Source organism: Selenihalanaerobacter shriftii (assembly GCF_900167185.1).
Classification (GTDB): domain Bacteria; phylum Bacillota; class Halanaerobiia; order Halobacteroidales; family Acetohalobiaceae; genus Selenihalanaerobacter; species Selenihalanaerobacter shriftii.
Genome location: NZ_FUWM01000016.1, coordinates 2,563 through 21,810, shown reverse-complemented (window position 1 = coordinate 21,810; position 19,248 = coordinate 2,563). Strand labels below are relative to the sequence as shown.

Here is a 19,248-nt window from a genome sequence, read left to right as displayed (position 1 = left end):
TAAAATTTCAACTATCCTTATATTTAATTCAGTTAGTTTAAAGATTGATTCTTTTATAATATTAGTTAAAAATTTTAATAGCTTGACATTACTTTTTTAATTACATTGAATAATAGATTGATTTATTAGGGAAATTAATATAGGAGGTGAATGATAATATGAGTCAAACAATAACTGCTCTAATAATTAAGTTTATTATGACTTTGGTTATTGCAGGTATAGTTTTCTCTTTGATGAATGGCAATAATTTCGGATGGATATTGATTGTTTCTATTGCTGGAACTATTCTGAATTATTTAATGGGTGACCTTTTTGTTCTACCAAATTTAGGCAATATTGTTGCCTCTTTAGGTGATGGTTTAATGGCGGCATTAACAGCCTATATCATTGATTTAACTACTTTAAATTTTGCTACAAGTCTTTCTTCATTAGCTATTTTTGGAATTCTTATAGCAATTGGCGAATACTTTTTTCATCAGTATTTAATTCAAAATGAAAAAGTTGCTCCATAAATTTTAAAAAATATATAGCCATAATCATAAATAGTAGCTTAAAAGACACTTATTCTTTAAGCTACTATTATTTTTAAAATGTTTTAAAGATAACATTATACTTTTTATCCCTAACCTAATAAGAATATCAACGCTATAATAACCTTATTCCCTTTTGATAAGTTTACTTTTATCAAGGGATTTACTTTATTTAATTTTTAATACTTAAACATTATTCAAATCAAATTAGATTATTAAACATCTATTTGCTTAACTAAATCTTTTTTAATGTTTTCTGATATCTCATTTAACTGATCAGCTAAACTAGCAGTCTTCTCAGCTGTACTTGCTTGTTCTTGCATAGCTGAAGTAACTTGCTGCATAGAAGATGTTCCTTGCTCTACACTATTTGCCACCTCCTCTGTTGCTATAGAAATATCATCTATTCTTTCTGCTATCCCTTCCACATTATCTACAATATTATTAACCTTTTCTTCAGTAGTAAGGATTAGTTCTTTACTACTATCAATTTCCTTTACACTTTTCTCTACTTTATTTAGAGTTTCTTGACTTTGTTTTTGAGTATCAATAACAGTCATCTTAATTTCTTCAGCTGACTCAGCAGACTTTTCTGCAAGCTCACGAATCTCCTCAGCAACAATAGCAAAGCCACTACCATGTTTACCAGCTCGTGCAGCTTCAATAGCAGCATTAAGGGCTAAAAGATTTGTTTGATCTGATATATCAGTAATTACATTTGTAAATTCTGTAACTTTTTTAATAGCATCATTCAATTCCTTTATATTACCATATAAATTTTGGATCGTTATTGAAGCATTTTCTACTTTATCAGATGTATTCTCTAACATCTCTAAGCCCGTTGTTGCTTCATTAGCAACATTATCTGCTGATTCTGTTAATCTATCATTATTAGCAGAAGTCTCTTGTGACATACTAGTTATTTCTTCAAAAGTAGCACTTAATTCTTCAGTACTAGCTGCCTGTTCTTCATTCATACTACTAGATATTTCAGCCATTTCAGTTAAATCTTCAGCAATACTTGAATTTTTAACTGTAGTATCTTGGATATCATCAAGTAATCCACCTAAGTTACGAATAATTTTATTAATAGAAGTAGCTAGGAGTCCTAATTCATCTTTACTATCAATTTCAATTTTATTTGTCGACAAGTCTCCTTCACTTATTTTCTGAGTAATATTTATGAGCGTCTTTAACCGCTTTACTATTAAGAAATACGTAAAAATAGCCACAGTAATTGCTAAAACAACTGTATTAGCTACCCCTTGTATAGCAATTAATTTATTAAAACTAAATATTTTATTTAAATAAGTAATAATAGTAGGTGTTAATAAAGAAGCTACAGTACAGATCAGTACAAATTTTATAGTTATTCCAAATTTAATATAATTTTTAATGTTTATTTTGTTTCCTGACAATATTATCCTCTCCTTAATTAATAAAATATTTCATCAATAAAAATCATCATAATATATTAAAATGAAACTCATTATCATTTTAATATTAAAAATTCTTAGTTAATTATTGTAATTGAATCAAAGCAATTTACCTATACCCCCTAACCCTATATAACTATTATCCATTAATTATATTTAGATATTTATCGAGTTATTCCTTCATTTTCTTTGCTATTTCCCCATAAATCTAATTATATTTTATTTCATTAACATTTCATGGACAATTTAATACTAATTTTAATTACTCAACATAATATATTTACAAACAATCTATAACCCCCCACTTGCCAATAAATAAAATTATCATTTTATACTTTAATTATTCAATTAATAACTGAAATAATATTGTAATATAAATAATAATTTTTTGTTATAAGTTCAAATGTATTAAATAACTGAGTAGACTTCTTCATGTAAATAATTTTTGCACGTTATTAATTTGAATTCCACATTCTTCTTATCCTAAGCTAAAAACTATTAGCACTAAATTTTAAAATAATTAATATTAAATTTTGTCGTATACTGTTATAATTTACATATTTGATTCATAATTCCTTTAAAATATAAAATAAACAACAAAAAATTACATTTGTCCCATATGCTAAGTCACCACTTTTGCTCTTAAAGTCTAGTTTTTTTGTTAGCTAATAATGTACATCAAATACAAATATAATTTTCACATTCTTTTCATATTATTTTCATTATCTCTTCATATTTAACCTATATTATATATTTGTAAGGTCAAAGGGGCCGTACATAAAAAATTAAATGAGGAGTGATTCACATGAAAAAAACAGTAATAGTAATAACGGTATTAGCATTAGTCTTATCTTTAGGAACAATGGCTATGGCACATGGTTTTGGATTAGGTAATGGTGACTATGAAGCACAGTATAAGGCACAAAAGGAATATATCCAACAACAATTAGATGATGGAGCAATTACACAAAAACAAGCAGATTATATGTTAGATAGATTAGAATATATGAAAGAATACTCAGAGCAGTATGGTAATGCTGGTTATGGAGCATATGGTATGCCTTGTGGAGGACCAGGTATGATGGGTGGTTATGGCCCTGGCATGATGCATGGTGGCTGGTAATTAACTTTTCAAACTTCATTATATAATTTAATTTCCCCTTCCCTTTATATAGAACCCCATTTTATATAAGGAAGTTAGTCTCCTTGGAAACAAGGAGACTTTTTATATTAAGCATAATAAAAAACCAGCTAATAATTAGCTGGTTTGATAATAGTTATTCTACTTTATCTAAGATAAATTCTTTAATAGTAATAGCGTCTTTTATAGCTAATTCCACATCCTCCAAAGTTAATTCAAAGTGAAAAGGGTATCTAACATTGACTCCATAATCAGTTAATCGTAAACATTCATCCTCAATCTCTGAAAAATCACTATTATATTTTCTACATTTTTTATTTAAAACAAGCAAATCATGAGTTCTAACTATTTTTTCATTTTGAAGAGCCATATAGCCTTTTAAATATTTTTCTACACTTTGCTGACAATGATAACAAATTATTTCTAATGGAGTTGGATGCATACCTTTTAAAAATTGAGCAGATTTTAAATCTTTCTCTGCTATTGTAAACCATTCTTGCATCATGTCATTACTATTCATATAAATCAGATCCTTCTTCCATAATCTGATGTTCAAAGCTATTTTTTAAATTAGCTTTTTGATAAAATTCATCCTCTTTATATACTAATAAATCAAGTGGATAATCTGTTATCGTCGATAAATTTTTTCTTATTTCCCGCATAATATCTAACTTTCTTTTCTCTTCATCAGTTATAATACATAAATCAACATCACTTTCTTCATCTGAATTACCAGTGGCATACGAACCAAATAAGATTATCTTCTTGATATCTATTATCTGTGATATCTTATTAGTTAATGACCTCAATTCCGTTTCAGAAATCATATTACCACCTTCTTTCTAAATTATAGTTTCATTATATCATACTTTTATCTTAAGGTAAACTTTAGAAAAACAGAGGATCATGTCAATTTTTTATAATTTTATTTAAACTAGGTATATTCTCTCGTTTTTCTGTAAACCTTTTAATATAAGCTCTGTTGAACTTAAAAGCTCTTAATCTGTCAGGAGGAATGATTCAGTATTATGTTAGGTAATATACTTTTTAAAATTGGTTATAACCTTTATATATTTAACTGTTTCCCATTAATCCTTAACCATTCTTGCTTTTCCTTATAATTCGGTATTATCGTTCCTACTAAATCCCAAAAATCCTTAGAATGATTTGGGTACTTTAAATGTGCTAATTCATGAACTACTATGTAATCTACTACAGACATTGGAGCCATGATAATCTTCCAATTAAAATTGAGATTACCTAGACTACTACAACTCCCCCAACGTTTCTTCTGTTCCTTAATCTTAATTTTAGCAGGTTCTTTACCTACTTGCTTCTTGTATTTATTAACTCTTTCTTCTAATTTAGTAGCTGCATGTTTTTTATACCAATTAATTACCTCTTGATGGATTAATTCTCTTCTATCTTCTTTAGTGATTTTATTACTAACTTCTATCTGAAACTTACCTTGATATAGTCTTAATGATACCCCTTGGATATCTTTAGTAGTAACCTTCAACCTATATCTTCTACCTAAATACGGTAATTTTTCTCCACTCATAAATTCCTTAGGAACTGGCTTAGACTTGACTTCATTTAACTTTTCTTGTTTCTCTAAAATCCATCCTGCTTTTTTCTTAACCATCTCTTTTATCTGGTGTGATGATAAGTTCTTTGGTGACCTAATGAGTACCCCTTTTTCTGGATTAACTTCAAACCCAATTGTTTTCCTACTACTTTTAATTACTTCATATTCTATTGTGCTATTACCAAATTCAATAATTTCCACGGCTATCACACCTTTACTTTTGCTTTTGTAATTACTATTATCATAATGACTATTAAAATTACTTGATATAAAGTTTAAATTAAATTTGCTATATGTTTTCTATAGAAATAGCTCTTACTGGTGAACCATCAGCTTTTTTATTTTTCAATGGCATAATACTTAAAGTAAAATATTCCTTACTAATAGAATCTAAATTTGTGAGATTTTCAATAATTATAATCTCTTTTGACAATAATATTTTATGAACTTCAAATGTAGTTGAGTTTATATCATCAATTGAAATAGCATCAATGCCAATACCTTTTAAATCAAATTCTAACAACCATTCGGCTGCTTTCTCACTCAAAGAAGGAAAATCTTTATAGTATTTTTCATCACCCCAATAATCACTCCAACCTGTCTTTATTATAATGAATTCTACATTTCTTATTTTTTCTTCATAAGGTTTTAATGTATTAAGATCTATTAGTGATATCTTTTCATTTGAAAAGTCAAGAATAGTAGCCTTCCCAATAAAATGCTCTACATCTAAATCGTCTAAATAGAGTCCATTACTCAACATATGGGCAGGTGCATCTATATGTGTACCTGTATGTGAGTACATAGTGATTTTATTTTCTTGGAAACCATCATTCTTCAATGTATTTGCTTTTTTAAAAACTGGTTGTTCAGTCCCTGGGAAAACTGGCATATCTGAATAAATAACATGTGTTAGATCAGTAACTTTCATAGTAATCCTCCGTAATAATATTTTTAACTATCAACTGTTTTCAATCTAGACAAGTCTCAATCTAATCTTTATAATATATTTTTGGCTAATTTCATTATTTGAGTAGTTAAACCCTTCAGTTTAGATTTAAATTTCTTCTTTTTAGCTAAATTCAATTTAATCTTACGTCTCATTTTCTTTAATCTTTGCTTCTTTCGCTGCCAGTCTATGACTGCCATATCTTCTAATTCTATCATTAATTTTTGAGTTAACTCTTTAATCTGTTCATTACCTTGGACTGTTGAAGTTTCACCACTAATCTTATACTTACCTTTGTTTTCTGCAACTTCTTGGGAGGATTCCTCATCTATGTTTTTAATCAATATCTCATAAAGTGCAAATTCCCGTTCACTTAGACCTAACTTTTCTGCTTTACTCTTTACTTCCCTAATATCGTGGATTATATCATGTAAACCTTCTATCTCTTCTTTAAAATTCAACCTACCTTGAACTCTTTTTTCAATTAATTCTTCTAATCTTTCTTTTAAAGACTGATAAAAGACAGGGTTTTCATCCATCTTAACACTGATCGTATGTTTAATTGCATGTTCCATCTCACTGGCTTTAGCCTTATCGTTATCTTTCTCTTCAATGATCTGATCAAACTTATCTTCATTTAAGATAGAGACTGGTTCATGAAGAAGTTTAATATCAACAGTTTTGATATGTTCATTAATTAAGTCCTTAACCTTCGCTCCAACACCTTTGATATTAATGCTTTTATCACGGTAACGATTTCTAACTGCTTTATAAATTCTACCTAAAGTCTTTAAATCATCACGATAAGGGTCAGCTATTGGATGGGGCATCACGATATCCATACTTTTAGAGAAAGCTTTAAAGGCTTGTTTAAACTTTAGTCTCACATCCTCTTCTGCAAAGAGTGAAATACATGCTTCCAAATCATCCATGTCTACCCCTTCAAAAAACTGCATTACCTGTCTATGACTCTGTTCTAAATTTGGCTTTTCCGCTGTAATAGGTGTTACTGCATTCTCTACATCTGCTTTATTGAAGATAGCCAATGCTTCTTGTAAGTGATCAAAGATACCGTAATAATCTACTACTAAACCGTAATTTTTCTCATCGAATCTCCGATTAACTCTTGCTATTGCTTGTAAGAGATTATGTTCTTTTAACGGTTTATCCAAGTACATCACCTGCTCTACTGGAGCATCGAAACCTGTTAAGAGTTTATCACAAACAATTAAGAACCTTAGACTATCATCTAAATCTTTAAATCTAGAGATTAAATCTTTCTGCTCACTTGGTGATGTATTATATTTCTTAATTAATGGAATATCGTTATTATCTCCACTCATAATTACAGCTGACTCTGGTCCGTTCAATTTATCCATCTTTTCCTTATAGATAGCAGCTGCTTCTCTACTAACGGTTACTATCTGGGCTTTTAAAGGAGCAATCTTTTCTTCATAATGCTCTATTATATCGAGACAGATAGTTTCAATTCGCTGTGGTACTTCTGCTATAGCCCGAGCAGTAGCATATTTTTGCTTAATCTTCTTTCTTTCCTCTTCTGTATATTCAGTAAAATATCTATCAAATAACTTATCTAAATTATTACCTTCGACTTTCTGTTCAGGTAAACGCCCTTCATATAAGATAGGTAAAGTTGCTCCGTCAGCTACTGACTCTTCAATAGTATAGGTATCTATGTAATTACCGAAGGTTCGTCTTGTACTCCTTTGCTTTTTGTCAATTGGCGTTCCTGTAAAGCCTAGATAACAAGCATTAGGTAGTCCTCGTCTCATATTTAAGGCTAAGTCTTTATATTGAGTTCGATGAGCTTCATCGACCATGACAAAGACATTTTCATCTTCAGTCAATACTGGATACTTTTTATCTTCATTCTCTTGAAACTTATGAACTGTAGTCATTATTGTCTTTCCAGCACCTAATTGAATCTGTTTTTTTAAATCCTTAACACTATCTGCTTGAATTGGATTAGGGAAACCACACCGCTGAAAGGTACCAGTAATCTGATTATCTAAATCTTTTCTATCGGTTACAATTAAAAGAGTAGGGTTCTCTAACTCTTCCATTCGCTTTAACTTAAGAGCTAAAAATAACATAGAAAGTGATTTACCTGAACCTTGGGTATGCCAGACCGTTCCGTTTCTATCTTCTAATCGTTCAGCTAACTTAATATTAGTTAAAGCTTTATTAACTGCTCTAAATTGTTGATATCTAGCTAACTTCTTAACTAATTCGTTCCCTTCTTGTTCAAAGACAATAAAGTTCTGAATTAAGTCTAATAGATTTTCCTTCTTAAACATAGAAAATAATAATATATCCTGTAATGTAACATTATCATCTATTAATTCTGCTATATCTTCTTTAGTGTAGGGATAAGGATCTTTCCAGGCTCTATATTGTCTTGCTGGAGCACCTACAGTTGAGAAGGAAGCTGAATCTTTCCAGGTTGCGACTAGGATTTGGTTGGTATAGAATAGTTGTTCTGCCCCTTCTTCTTCGTTATCATAACGAATATCTTGATATCTCCGTAATTGATTAATTGCATCTTCCTCTGGTTCATTGCAAGTCGAAGGATTCTTACATTCAACTACACCAACTGGAATACCATTAATAAAGATAACAATATCAGGAATAATATTCTCTTTACCTTTCACCTTATATTGATTCAAAGCTATAAATTCATTATTCTCTGGATTATCAAAGTCTATAAACTTAACTGTTTGATTCTTCTTACCTTTACCTCTATCTTGTTTTAGGGCAATATATTTAACTAACTTTTCATGAATAGTAGAATTAGCATCCATTAAGTTAGTAGCTTGAATTCTAGCTGGCCTTATCTCATTAACCGCCTTATTTAAGTTATTATCGGAAATCCAAGGATTAATTCGTTTAATGGCAGCTCGTAATCTATCTAGTAATAAGACTTCATGCTCTGATTCTCTTGTAGGCATTTCATCAGCTTGATTAGCATCATAGACTTGATAACCTAACTTATTGAATAAGTTTAAAGCTCTCTTTTCTACTAAATGATATTCATCCCAGTTTTTAGCCATAGTCTTTCCTCCTCAACTTCTAATCTAAAATAATATACTTCTGATTGTTCAAACTACATACTAACAACTATAATACTCACTAGCACTCTACTCTAACTTCACCCGTTAATAGCTTTTGCATTAATCCTTTTTTAAGCTGTTCTAGACTTTCTTTATATTCTTGTCTCTTATTAATTTTATTTTCTACAAATGATAAAATCTTTGCTATTCTTTTCTGCTCCTTAATAGGAGGTAATGGAATTTCCATATTTTTAACATCATTTATGCTAATATTTTCCTGTTTACCAGTACCACCTTTCCCATCTAGGAAAAATCGGTCTCTAAATACTTTAGTCTGCAAATAATAATAGCAATATCTATTATCAACTCTATCATCATTAACTTGAATGTGTCCAATTCTTTGATTAAGAAGATACTTATCCCCTTCTTCTATTATTACTACATTTCCATAATCTCTTTTACTTACGGTTCCAGTTAAAGTAATCAAAATATCTCTTTTCTTTAAAAGATAGTTATATGCTCTTTCAGAAAGTTTATCTTCATGTAGATAAACTGGATTTTTATTAATATCAAGAAAACTCATTTTTACATTTCCCATACGAATCACTTGATAACTTTTATCACATTTATCTTCTATAAATTTTTTGCTTTTAAATGCATATCCTCCTGAAATTTCACAAATCTGATTTAAATTATATAATTCCCATTCTATTGGTATTTTAATTTCTTTAGGCCCAATCTTCACTTCCTTAAACTCTTCATGATCAATTCCTTTAATCAATAACTCTTGCATTAATCCTTTCTTTAATCTCTTAGTTTCATCAATTATCTCATCTGTCTTCTCTATTGCTTTATCTACTGAAGATAGAATAGTTGCTATTTTCTTCTGTTCCTCTGAAGGGGGTAATGGAATCTCCATTTCTCTTATTAATGTTTGATTAAGATTCTGTTGTCCTGAACCTTGAGTTCTCTGAGCAACTAAAATATTCATATTTAAAGAAAGAGTTTGATATAAGAATAAAGGTTGACACAAATTATCTTTAGGTAAAAGAGCTAATACCGCTTGATTTGTTGTGGCTTTTGTCCTTAAAAATCCTACTTGCCCAGCTGTAGCCCCATACATAGCTACTAAAACATTATTACTTGGTACCCATTTCGCACTACTATTTTCTAGACCTTTTTGAGTAATACATTCTTCTATTTCATCAATATAATTTTGATTCAACTCTCCAGATTTAACCCAAGGAATATTTCCCTCATAATATTCTTCATTAGAACGCCTAGGAGTTCCTCCAGCATATGTTTCACAAATATCTTCTATAGTACTTACTTTCCATTCTCTAGGAATTTCTAATTTTTTGGGGCCAATCCTAACTTCTTTATATCCTTTCCTAACTTCGTTACCCATCATATCCCAACTCTCTCAAGTAACCATTTAACTCATTTTCAATCTCTTCATATTCATTTTCTAACTGACTAAGATTACTTAATACTTCATTAATATCAACTGGTTCTTCTGGTTCAGTTGTATCTACATACCGAGGTACATTTAAGTTGAAGTCATTTCTTTCAATTTCTTCTAAATCAACTACTCTACAATACTTCTCTATATCTCCAAAGTCGTGATAAGTATCTAATATTTTAGCTAAATCTTCATCTCGTAAAAAGTTCTGATTACTACCTTCTTCATAGTCCTCTTCCGCATAGACAAATAATACTTTTCCTTCTCTTTCCTCAGGTTTATTTTTATTTAAAATTAAAATACAACCTGGCGAAGAAGTATTATAGAATAAGTTAGACGGCAATGCAATTACTGCTTCGATTAAGTCATCCTGTAATACTTTCTTTCTGATCTTACCTTCCGAACGGCTACGGAATAGAACTCCATTATCTAAGACTACTCCTATTTTACCTTCTACATTAGCACTAGTTAACATATGTTGAATCCAAGCCCAGTCTGCTGAATTTTTTGGTGGATAACCATACTTCATTCTGCCATATGGCTCCGCATCCTTTAGATAATTCTTACTCCATTCACTCTGATTCCACATTGGATTAGCAATAACTCGATCAAACTGTCGCAATCTACCTCCATCTACGAACTGAGGCTCTCGCATGGTATCGCCTTTTTCAATCTTAGCATCATATAAACCATGTAATAACATATTCATCTTACAGATAGCCCATGTATTTAAGTTCTTCTCTTGTCCAAATAGACTTATCTCCGAAACATCGAAACCTTCTTCTTGTAAATGATCTGCTGAATACACTAGCATTCCTCCTGAACCACAACATGGGTCATAAACTCTCATATCAGGTCGAGGGTCAAGAATTTCTACTAATAATCTTACTACTTGACGAGGTGTATAAAACTCTCCACCTTTCTTACCTGCATCGTCTGCAAATTGTCTAATTAAATATTCATAAGCTCTACCTAATAGATCTGGATCTTCTAAATCTTCATTTCTTAATCTATATTGAGAAAAATGCTGAACTAACTCATCTAAAACATGATCAGGCAATCTCTCTTTATCATTAAAGTCTATACTAACTAATACTCCTTCTAATAATTCATTCTCTTCTTCTAAAACTTCAAAAGCTTTATTTAGTGCTGCCCCGATATCTTGACTAACTTGTTGTATGTTCTCCCACCTAGCTCGTTCAGGTACATAAAAATCATGAAAGTCTGGATCATCTGCGAATTCTTCACCATACTCTTCACTAACTTTTTCACACTCTTCTTCAAATACATCACTTAACCGCTTAAGAAACAACATACCAAATATGTAATTCTTATAATCGGATGAATCAATACTTCCTCTTAGAATATTAGCTGATTCCCATAAGTGGGATTCTAGTTTATCTAATGTTAATACTTCTTCTGCCATGACTACACTCTCCTTTTATAATTATAGTTACCTTTTCCTTACATTACTAAACTACTACTTATATTAATACTATGAATAGTACTTATTTTCCTGTAATAAAGTAGAAAATAGCATGCTTTAGAGTGAGCATGCCATCAATATTTATTAAAATTACTTTAAATTGTGATTGAAGTGTTAAGATTTTATGAAAGCAAGTTTATTGTTATCCATAAATTTTGTTTGCTTTTTTCTTAAACTCATCTTTTAATATTTCATATTCATCAGTTTCATAAACTATATCAGAGTTAAATACAAATTGTTTTGCAAATCTTGAATAGTAAATACCTAAGTTTTTAGGCTTCTTAATATTTACACTTATATCAGCCAAAATTGCATATCCTATCAATTGTCTAAAATATTTTCGTGTAAATCTTAAAGATTTTGTAGTTTTAATATCTAATAAAGTTTCATCAATTATAATATCACAATCTGCTCCCCCAACTAACTGTGATGCTTTATCGAAAGTAGGATTCAACAGAATATTAGAATCTTTCTTTTTAGAAAAATCAGGAATAATTTTGTAAAGTTGTTTTAAATCTTGTATATTTCCTTCTTTATATTCTCCTAAGTCGTTTGGATAATGCTTTCTTCTATATATAACGTCAATCTTAGCTAAATCAATAGTAGCTTTTATTACTCCATCTGTTAAATTACCGCTTTTAAGAAAATTACTATATTCTTTTTCAGCATTTAAAATTAAATTTATAACTTTAAATATTTGTCTACCTTTATAATCGTTTTTTTCTTTCAATTTTTCTTGAAGATCTTTGACATCCAAAATTGAATCATTATATATATCCTTAAAATTCATTTCAGTTAAAAAAGCAATTGGCTTAACTGGTTCAATTCCTAACTTAAAATTGTCAATCAATAAGTAAACTAAACTATTATGAGCAACCCAATGACAATTATCTATTATTGAATACTTATATTCAAAATGAAACCTCATTAAATAGTCAAAAGCTGTTCCTACTAAAGCATAACTCTTAGTTTGAGGATTTGCCTTAATTTCAGCACAAAGATCAAATTTCGGTTTATCTACATAATTATCAATTAAATTCCTAACCTCTTTTTCTTCAATAAACTTAGTTAAACTCATTTTTAGTTCCTTTCTATAATAATTTTAAATTTTCAAGTATAAACTAAAACTAGTTTGGCTATGAAATTAGAAGTGCGATTATAAAATTTCATCCCTTTCAAATTTACTATACATTCTTTGGTGTTACAGTCTGCATGCTTAATCGATGCCTTATAAATATCTTAATTAATGGACTTCAATATAACTGGTTTCCCAATTATATTGCCATTCAACTACAGAGTTTTGACTTTTGCTCTGATAGGACTTTCACCTATCGGATATGTCCAGCTTCGCTGAACACACAACGTCTCCAGGATTAGCGACGTCTCATATAAAATATGTAACCAACAATTAAGCAAAAGAATATAAACCAAACATTTAAACAGTAAATCTCATATAAATCAGTTAAATCCCAACTATGTTCATAAATTAGATGTCGCTAATCCTGAGTTATCTGCAGTGCCGAATTTTATAAATTTTCAAGAGTTTTAATGATTAAACCTTCTATTTCATTGTATTTCCAGTGCGGTATTCTTAATAAAAATAAATTATTTTCCATACAATAATTAGTTTTAATTTCATCATTTCGCCTTACATAATTAAGATATTCATCTCCACCGAAAAATTCTATCGATTCAAAATGTTGTCGACCATCATATTCAATAAGCATTCTTATTTCATTTTCAATAAATATAGCAAAATCAAATGGTAACAACTGTATGTTTTTGCAATCATCAAACATAAATTCTCTTTCATAATCAAGATTTAGTTGTTCTAATATTTCTTTTACTCTTGCTTCTCCCCTAGAAACATAGCATTTAGGACATCTTTGTCCCAATAAAAAATTATTGGGACGCATTTCGAATACGTTTCCACATTCCATATGCTTAATTTTAATTGGAACCTTACTCTTTATATATTCTCCAATAATTTTATATTCATTTTCTACTAAATCATAAACTTCCTTAATAAATTCATCAGTAGATTTTGTTTTCAAATCTGTTTGTTCTTTCTTCATACATACAGGACATCTTTTTCCGCTTAGAAAGCTAGATGGAGTTACAAAATAAGTATTACAACATTCATTATGTAAAAGTTTGATTTTCGTTTTATTATTTTCATATTTGCCTAGAACTTCATATTCAGAACCAACCAATTCATATACTTCTTCTTTAAACTCTTCAGTTGATTTCTTTTGATTATTAGCACAATTCGGACATCTAGCACCTTGTAAAAAATTACTGGATTGAGGTGTAAAGATAGTATCACATTCATTATGAATCATTTTAATTGGCACCTGTGTACCATGATATTCACCTAAAACCTCATATTCATCCTCAACCAATTCAAAAACTTCTTTTTTAAAAATATCTGTATTTTTCTTAGCTTTTCCAGAACACTTTGGACATCTGGTTCCTCTAAGGAATGATATAGGATTAGCTTCCCACTCATATCCACAAGTAATATGTTTCATTTTTATAGACGTTTTATTGTTTTTATATTCACTTAATACTTGGTATTCTTTTCCAACCAAATTGTAAATTTCATTTTTAAATTCTTTTGTTGTTCTTTTTTTATTTGGTTTTCTAGCTTTAATATTTAATTTTTTCATTTTTCTACAAACAGTACTAACAGCAATATTCAATCTTTCAGCTATTTCAGCTTGTGAAAGTTCTAAATCATAATATAAGTGTTCAAAATCTTCTTTTGAAACATTCACTTTTCTAGTTATATTATATTTTTGTCGCCATTTCCAGATAGTTTGACGACTTTTACCAAGTTTCTTTCCAATTTCTCTATCGCTTAGCTTTTTGTCAATATATAAATGTTTTAGAACCTCTCTTTTAATCATAATATTATGTACACTCCTTTACACGAAGAACGTTACTGGTGTTTACGACGCTCATTAAAGCTTGTCCAGTCCACATTTAAGCATAGTAATTCCAATTATATAACCCAATCAATCTTGCATAAGTCATCACTAAGACTACTATTATGCACTTTGCCTAGTGTTGTAAATGCCATGTTCGTATACGGTGTTTGTCAAGCAAGTTGTCGCATTTAATTAAAAATTTCTTTGAATACTCTTCATTCAGAGTTCCAGTTAGGAACTCTGCTGGTTGAGATATTTTTCTACTTTATCTTCGTCCATTGGGTTTAATGTTACATATTCAGGAAGAGACCAGTCTCTAATTTTTCCTGACCATCTTTCTGGATGAGCTGCCTTAGCTTTTTTATATGTTTCAATACGCTTTTTCATTATATTTATATCAAGCCCATAATGTCTCTGGTAGGGCGTTATAAAATTAATTCCACTATGTAAATGCTCATGATTGTACCAGTGAACAAATTTAGAAGTCCATTCTCTGGCTTCTGTCAAGTTCTTAAAACCTTTACTAGGATAAACAGGTCTATACTTCATTGTCTTAAATAGTGACTCAGAATAGGGATTATCGTTACTTACTCTTGGTCTTGAAAATAAACTTTGTACTCCCAACTTTTCGAGTGTTGCCATAAATGTTGCTGCTTTCATAGGGCTACCGTTATCAGAATGTAATACTAATGGTTTATTTTTTTTAGCTGCTATGCCTTGGGAAAGAGTTGCTTTTCTAATTAATCTTTTAGAGTACTCAGCATTTTCTGTTTCCCAGACTTCATGAGCAACTATTAGTCTGCTAAACATATCTACAATTAAATACAGTTTAAAAAAATTACCTTTGATAAAAGCATTGAGCCAGGTTATATCCCAGGTCCACACCTGATTGGGAGCAGTAGCTATATGAGTTGGTATTTTTCTTTTTACTGGTTCCTTAGATTTACTCCTATGAGTATTTAGTTTTTCTTCAGCTAATATTCTATAAAAAGTTGATTCCGAAGCAATATACTTACCCTTATCGGCTAATTTAGGTACAATTTTTGACGGTGGTAAATCTGCATATTCCTTACTATTGGCAACTTTAATAATTTTTTCTCTTTCTGATTTTGTTAGTCTGTTTTTAGGTGGTTTTCTTTTAATCAATGGTCTTTGATCTTTTTTGATACCACCATTTTTAGTCCACCTTTGGTAGGTGCGAGAGCTAATTCCAAGCTCTCTACAGGCTGGTTTTAATCTTGCACCATTTTCTCTTGCATCATTGATCAGCTTTACTGCTTTTATGCGATCTGAATTACTGATCAGTCTTCCTCGGGGTCCCCCCAAATCGCATTTGCCTTTTTTCTAAGTGTCAGTAAAGCTGCAGTTTCTGCTAGAGCTTTTTCCTTATATCTTAGTTCTTTTTGGAGTTCTTTATTTTTCTGTTTTTCATTTTTCAGATTATCTTTAAGTTCTTTTGGATCTTCTAGTTTAGTATCATTAGCATTTTGACACTGCTTAACCCAGTTTTTTAGTTCTTCAAGATGAATTCCTTTTTCTCGGCAGTATTTAGAAGTTTCCAATTCAGAAAGACTGGCAGTTTCTAAGATAGCCTGAAACTTATCTTTAGAAGTCCACTTACTTGCTCTTTTACTGGTAGCAGAGCTTTCTTTAAGAACTTTAGATCTCCAAGAGTAAAGAGTATTTTTAGGTATATTCAGTTCTTTTGCTAGATCAGATACTTTTTCAGCATTTGGTGGAGCAAGTTTTTTAAAAACAGACTCTTTTAATTCTTTGGAATAAACTTTTTTTGGCATATTAATTCTCCTTAGGATTTATTGTCGTTACTTTATTATACACAACTTTTACTCCGTACGACAACTATCCTAACACATAGGGTATAATAGACTTATACCAACTAGCTCAATCTAATATGTACTTTTTTCACAACATAACTTATACTTAAAAGAAATACCAGGGTAAAGGATATACGCCATGTTGGGACTTTGATCCCGTCGCATAAACTATCCAAACCCTCTCCAACGCTCATACTTCGATTGAGCTGGTTGGGTCTTTGAACCCGTATCACCGCACGAACCTGGAGAGAGTCGTTGCTTGAGGGATCTGGTAAACTAAGGAGGTCCCCTATGAATCAACCTGTATTAAGTATTGATGTTTCAAAATCTAATAGTTATGCTGCTGCTTTTATGTCTTATGGACAACCTTTTAAAAAACCTATTAAATTTAATCACACTATTATACGAACTCAAATGCATAAATGGGCCGAATTTTCTCCTGCCTTTCCCTTATTTCTCTCCATACTAGGAGTTGGGAAGCTGACAGCAGCTACTATTATTGGTGAAATTGGTGATGTTAATAGATTTCCAACAACTAAACAATTGATTGCTTACGCTGGTTTAGATCCTACGGTTTACCAGTCAGGCAGATTTAAAGCCTCCAATAATAAAATTTCTAAACTTGGCTCTACCTACTTGCGTAAATCTTTATATCAAGCTACCACCGCCGCAATCAGAAAAGTAAAAGGCAAACCTAATAATCCAACTCTATACGACTATTATACTAAAAAACGTAATGAAGGGAAGCCTTATAAAGTTGCTGTCATCGCAACTGCTAGTAAACTTTTACGTATTATTTATGGTGTTTGGAAAAACAACGAAAAATTTATTATTAAGTAAGACAGCATAACAGTTTGTAACTGTAAAAAGTTTACATTAGTGTAAGCTTAGTTTCCCCTGCGTAATTTTACGTAACTAAATTTTTTAAATTAATTCTTGACATATATTAGCTGGTTTATACGACAAGATTAATTCTTGCCTATTTTAATTTTGGACTTCCAGATCATTTTTTATTAATTCAATTAATTTATGCAAATAATTTTGTTCCCCAAATAGAAAAACATCTATAATTATATCTAAAATAGCAACATGTAAAGCTCCAACTGGAATAAACCTTTCAACTAAATTAGATAACCTAGTAGATAACTGATTTTTAGTCAGTAATTTTTTATGTTTTCGTTTTCCGTTCGGTGCATTATAAATAAGTATTTTATTACTATCTTTAAATTCAAAATCATTATGAGCATTAGAATTCCTTATTGTAATTTCCCAAATATCAACTAAATCTTTATATTCTGAATAATGGTTTTCAAAACTTTTTTCTAGTTTTCTTGCAATTGTTCCAGGAGATTTTTTATCCAAATTCTTTGTTACTTTGCAGTTATAAAATATGTTAGATACTAATTTCAAATATGAAACATACCTATTTTCTACAATTGATCCATATGTTTTAAGCATTTGCCTCATAGCTATTTTATCATCATCTTCCTCAATTCCTTTTAAAGAACGAAACTCTAAACTATCTTTTAATAAGTCCTCAGAACTATCCTTATATTCTTTAAGTAAAAGTCCTATAATGCAGTTTTTATTCTTTGGATAATCTTTCATAAGTTCTTTAACAAACTCCTTAAATTTCTTCGAAAACAATTTTGCTCCATCTGATAAATTTGTATATAAATTATCTCTAATAAATTTTACTCCCTCTTCTAAAACATTTAAAAAATCAGGATCCAAAATAACTTTAATAATTCCATCTATTAAAATCTCAATTTCTTCTTCAGATAAATTAATATCTTGAATTACATTTTTAAAATCATCTTCTAACCTATTTAATTTCCACATTTCATCATACTCTGAGAGTAACTTCATAAAAACCTTCATATCAATATGTCTTTTAAATAATTTCTTAACCTCATCATTTAATACTTCTTCTAAAAAAGCTTCACTTAAAGGTAAACTTTCTTTCATATATTCCCCCCCTTAAAATATAAATTACTCATGTGTAGAGTAGAAGGCAAGTTTGAAGTTATCTCCCCAGCCTCCCCTCGTCAATTCCGTAAGTAAGCTTTTCCCTTATACGGCTTTCCATTGTACTTCTTCCTGTAGTCTTCAGTTAATATAAATATTAACTTTTACTCTCAGGTATAGTTTTCTCCGAAGTTATCAAGCTTTTACAAAGGTGTAGTTAGCCTATTTAGGCATTCACTCACTTTTACCCTCTTCGGAAACTTGTACAAAGTAGAGTTCCTTCCCTCCAATTATGGTTTTGTTGTCCATACTGTCTTCAGTACTATGAACTCATCCGAATCCCTTTCTGCAATTTACACCTTCACCATTATGGCTTATGTGCTCCCTCTTTACAGATTATTCTGTGCAAACTAGGGTCTCAACAGTTTCTCATCATTACTTTCACTACATGTCGCTTCCATACACCGAGAGGTTCTTCAGTGCTGCTCAATTCAGTTTCTTCACACTTTCTTACGCCTTCGCCCTTATACGTGAGGCTCAGCTCCTCTTTGTTCCCTCTTTATTGAGGGGGAACTAACGATGCAGCAGATTTCGCTTCATGCTACAACCTGCAGTTTTGTTCGCCATACTCTGATGACTTTGTCACAGTTACCAAATAGAAATTTCTCTCTACCAAGTCTGTCAACTACCGAGCTACTGAGTTATTACTCGGACTGGACTTACACCAGCTAGCAATGATAGAATTATCTGGTCTCGCCGTAGTCACGGTAGGAATGTTAGTTACCCAACATCCCCCGCACAGATCCCAGCGTGCGAAATTATCGCACTGGGCTCTTCAGTAAATATTCGCTT

Annotated in this window: 16 protein-coding genes; 3 read left to right on the top strand and 13 right to left on the bottom strand. The window is 30.5% G+C overall.

From position 1 onward, the window contains the following. The first annotated feature begins 158 nt into the window (after positions 1–158). Complete coding sequence (locus B5D41_RS09365; protein ID WP_078810370.1) at positions 159–512, top strand: DUF2512 family protein; 354 nt, start codon at positions 159–161, stop codon at positions 510–512. A gap of 233 nt (positions 513–745) precedes the next feature. Here the strand turns inward: B5D41_RS09365 and B5D41_RS09360 are convergent, their stop codons facing one another. Beyond that, positions 746–1,948 (bottom strand): methyl-accepting chemotaxis protein, encoded by a 1,203-nt coding sequence (locus B5D41_RS09360; RefSeq protein ID WP_078810369.1) that lies wholly within the window; start codon positions 1,946–1,948, stop codon positions 746–748. Between the two features lie 823 nt (positions 1,949–2,771). On the opposite strand from B5D41_RS09360, the gene B5D41_RS09355 reads away from it, so the two are divergent. Continuing rightward, positions 2,772–3,089: a hypothetical protein gene (locus B5D41_RS09355; protein ID WP_078810368.1), complete on the top strand. Its 318-nt coding sequence runs from the start codon at positions 2,772–2,774 to the stop codon at positions 3,087–3,089. A gap of 154 nt (positions 3,090–3,243) precedes the next feature. Here B5D41_RS09355 and B5D41_RS09350 read toward each other — a convergent pair whose 3' ends face one another. From B5D41_RS09350 to B5D41_RS14555, 11 genes are all read right to left on the bottom strand, one after another. After that, positions 3,244–3,627, bottom strand: coding sequence for a HEPN domain-containing protein (locus B5D41_RS09350; RefSeq protein ID WP_078810367.1), 384 nt, complete (start codon positions 3,625–3,627; stop codon positions 3,244–3,246). Then, the gene (locus tag B5D41_RS09345; RefSeq protein WP_078810366.1) at positions 3,620–3,934 is read right to left on the bottom strand and encodes a nucleotidyltransferase domain-containing protein; all 315 of its coding nucleotides are present in this window, start codon (positions 3,932–3,934) and stop codon (positions 3,620–3,622) included. The genes B5D41_RS09350 and B5D41_RS09345 overlap by 8 nt, the downstream gene beginning before the upstream one ends. Positions 3,935–4,173: 239 nt before the next feature. Next, positions 4,174–4,896, bottom strand: a complete 723-nt coding sequence (locus B5D41_RS09340) for a M48 family metallopeptidase (protein ID WP_078810365.1) — start codon at positions 4,894–4,896, stop codon at positions 4,174–4,176. Positions 4,897–4,984: 88 nt separating this feature from the next. Continuing rightward, entirely contained in the window at positions 4,985–5,626 is a 642-nt protein-coding gene (locus tag B5D41_RS09335; RefSeq protein WP_078810364.1) for a cyclase family protein, read from the bottom strand. Between the two features lie 68 nt (positions 5,627–5,694). After that, entirely contained in the window at positions 5,695–8,715 is a 3,021-nt protein-coding gene (locus tag B5D41_RS09330) for a type I restriction endonuclease subunit R (RefSeq protein ID WP_078810363.1), read from the bottom strand. Positions 8,716–8,794: 79 nt separating this feature from the next. Next, on the bottom strand, positions 8,795–10,126 hold the full coding sequence (locus tag B5D41_RS09325; RefSeq protein WP_078810362.1) for a restriction endonuclease subunit S: 1,332 nt from the start codon (positions 10,124–10,126) through the stop codon (positions 8,795–8,797). Next, the gene (locus B5D41_RS09320; RefSeq protein WP_078810361.1) at positions 10,116–11,603 is read right to left on the bottom strand and encodes a class I SAM-dependent DNA methyltransferase; all 1,488 of its coding nucleotides are present in this window, start codon (positions 11,601–11,603) and stop codon (positions 10,116–10,118) included. The genes B5D41_RS09325 and B5D41_RS09320 overlap by 11 nt, the downstream gene beginning before the upstream one ends. A 202-nt stretch (positions 11,604–11,805) precedes the next feature. After that, the gene (locus tag B5D41_RS09315) at positions 11,806–12,741 is read right to left on the bottom strand and encodes a hypothetical protein (protein WP_078810360.1); all 936 of its coding nucleotides are present in this window, start codon (positions 12,739–12,741) and stop codon (positions 11,806–11,808) included. A gap of 448 nt (positions 12,742–13,189) precedes the next feature. Continuing rightward, positions 13,190–14,572: a helix-turn-helix domain-containing protein gene (locus B5D41_RS09310; protein WP_078810359.1), complete on the bottom strand. Its 1,383-nt coding sequence runs from the start codon at positions 14,570–14,572 to the stop codon at positions 13,190–13,192. Positions 14,573–14,824: 252 nt separating this feature from the next. After that, on the bottom strand, positions 14,825–15,919 hold the full coding sequence (locus tag B5D41_RS09305; protein WP_407695264.1) for an IS3 family transposase: 1,095 nt from the start codon (positions 15,917–15,919) through the stop codon (positions 14,825–14,827). Further along, a complete protein-coding gene (locus B5D41_RS14555) occupies positions 15,895–16,389 on the bottom strand; it encodes a transposase (protein WP_407695263.1) in 495 nt (164 codons plus the stop codon). The genes B5D41_RS09305 and B5D41_RS14555 overlap by 25 nt, the downstream gene beginning before the upstream one ends. Positions 16,390–16,719: 330 nt before the next feature. Between B5D41_RS14555 and B5D41_RS09300 the strand changes: the two genes are divergently transcribed. Then, positions 16,720–17,268 carry a transposase gene (locus tag B5D41_RS09300; protein WP_078810358.1) on the top strand — a complete coding sequence of 183 codons (549 nt, stop codon included), beginning with the start codon at positions 16,720–16,722 and terminating at the stop codon, positions 17,266–17,268. Between the two features lie 144 nt (positions 17,269–17,412). Here B5D41_RS09300 and B5D41_RS09295 read toward each other — a convergent pair whose 3' ends face one another. Further along, entirely contained in the window at positions 17,413–18,396 is a 984-nt protein-coding gene (locus tag B5D41_RS09295) for a hypothetical protein (RefSeq protein WP_078810357.1), read from the bottom strand. Positions 18,397–19,248: the final 852 nt, after the last annotated feature.

Bases quoted from the DNA above. Each gene is read 5' to 3' on its own strand.
- B5D41_RS09365 (WP_078810370.1), top strand. From the start codon at position 159: ATGAGTCAAACAATAACTGCTCTAATAATTAAGTTTATTATGACTTTG.
- B5D41_RS09355 (WP_078810368.1), top strand. From the start codon at position 2,772: ATGAAAAAAACAGTAATAGTAATAACGGTATTAGCATTAGTCTTATCT.
- B5D41_RS09350 (WP_078810367.1), bottom strand. From the start codon at position 3,627: ATGAATAGTAATGACATGATGCAAGAATGGTTTACAATAGCAGAGAAA.
- B5D41_RS09345 (WP_078810366.1), bottom strand. From the start codon at position 3,934: ATGATTTCTGAAACGGAATTGAGGTCATTAACTAATAAGATATCACAG.
- B5D41_RS09335 (WP_078810364.1), bottom strand. From the start codon at position 5,626: ATGAAAGTTACTGATCTAACACATGTTATTTATTCAGATATGCCAGTT.
- B5D41_RS09330 (WP_078810363.1), bottom strand. From the start codon at position 8,715: ATGGCTAAAAACTGGGATGAATATCATTTAGTAGAAAAGAGAGCTTTA.
- B5D41_RS09325 (WP_078810362.1), bottom strand. From the start codon at position 10,126: ATGATGGGTAACGAAGTTAGGAAAGGATATAAAGAAGTTAGGATTGGC.
- B5D41_RS09320 (WP_078810361.1), bottom strand. From the start codon at position 11,603: ATGGCAGAAGAAGTATTAACATTAGATAAACTAGAATCCCACTTATGG.
- B5D41_RS09315 (WP_078810360.1), bottom strand. From the start codon at position 12,741: ATGAGTTTAACTAAGTTTATTGAAGAAAAAGAGGTTAGGAATTTAATT.
- B5D41_RS09310 (WP_078810359.1), bottom strand. From the start codon at position 14,572: ATGATTAAAAGAGAGGTTCTAAAACATTTATATATTGACAAAAAGCTA.
- B5D41_RS14555 (WP_407695263.1), bottom strand. From the start codon at position 16,389: ATGCCAAAAAAAGTTTATTCCAAAGAATTAAAAGAGTCTGTTTTTAAA.
- B5D41_RS09300 (WP_078810358.1), top strand. From the start codon at position 16,720: ATGAATCAACCTGTATTAAGTATTGATGTTTCAAAATCTAATAGTTAT.
- B5D41_RS09295 (WP_078810357.1), bottom strand. From the start codon at position 18,396: ATGAAAGAAAGTTTACCTTTAAGTGAAGCTTTTTTAGAAGAAGTATTA.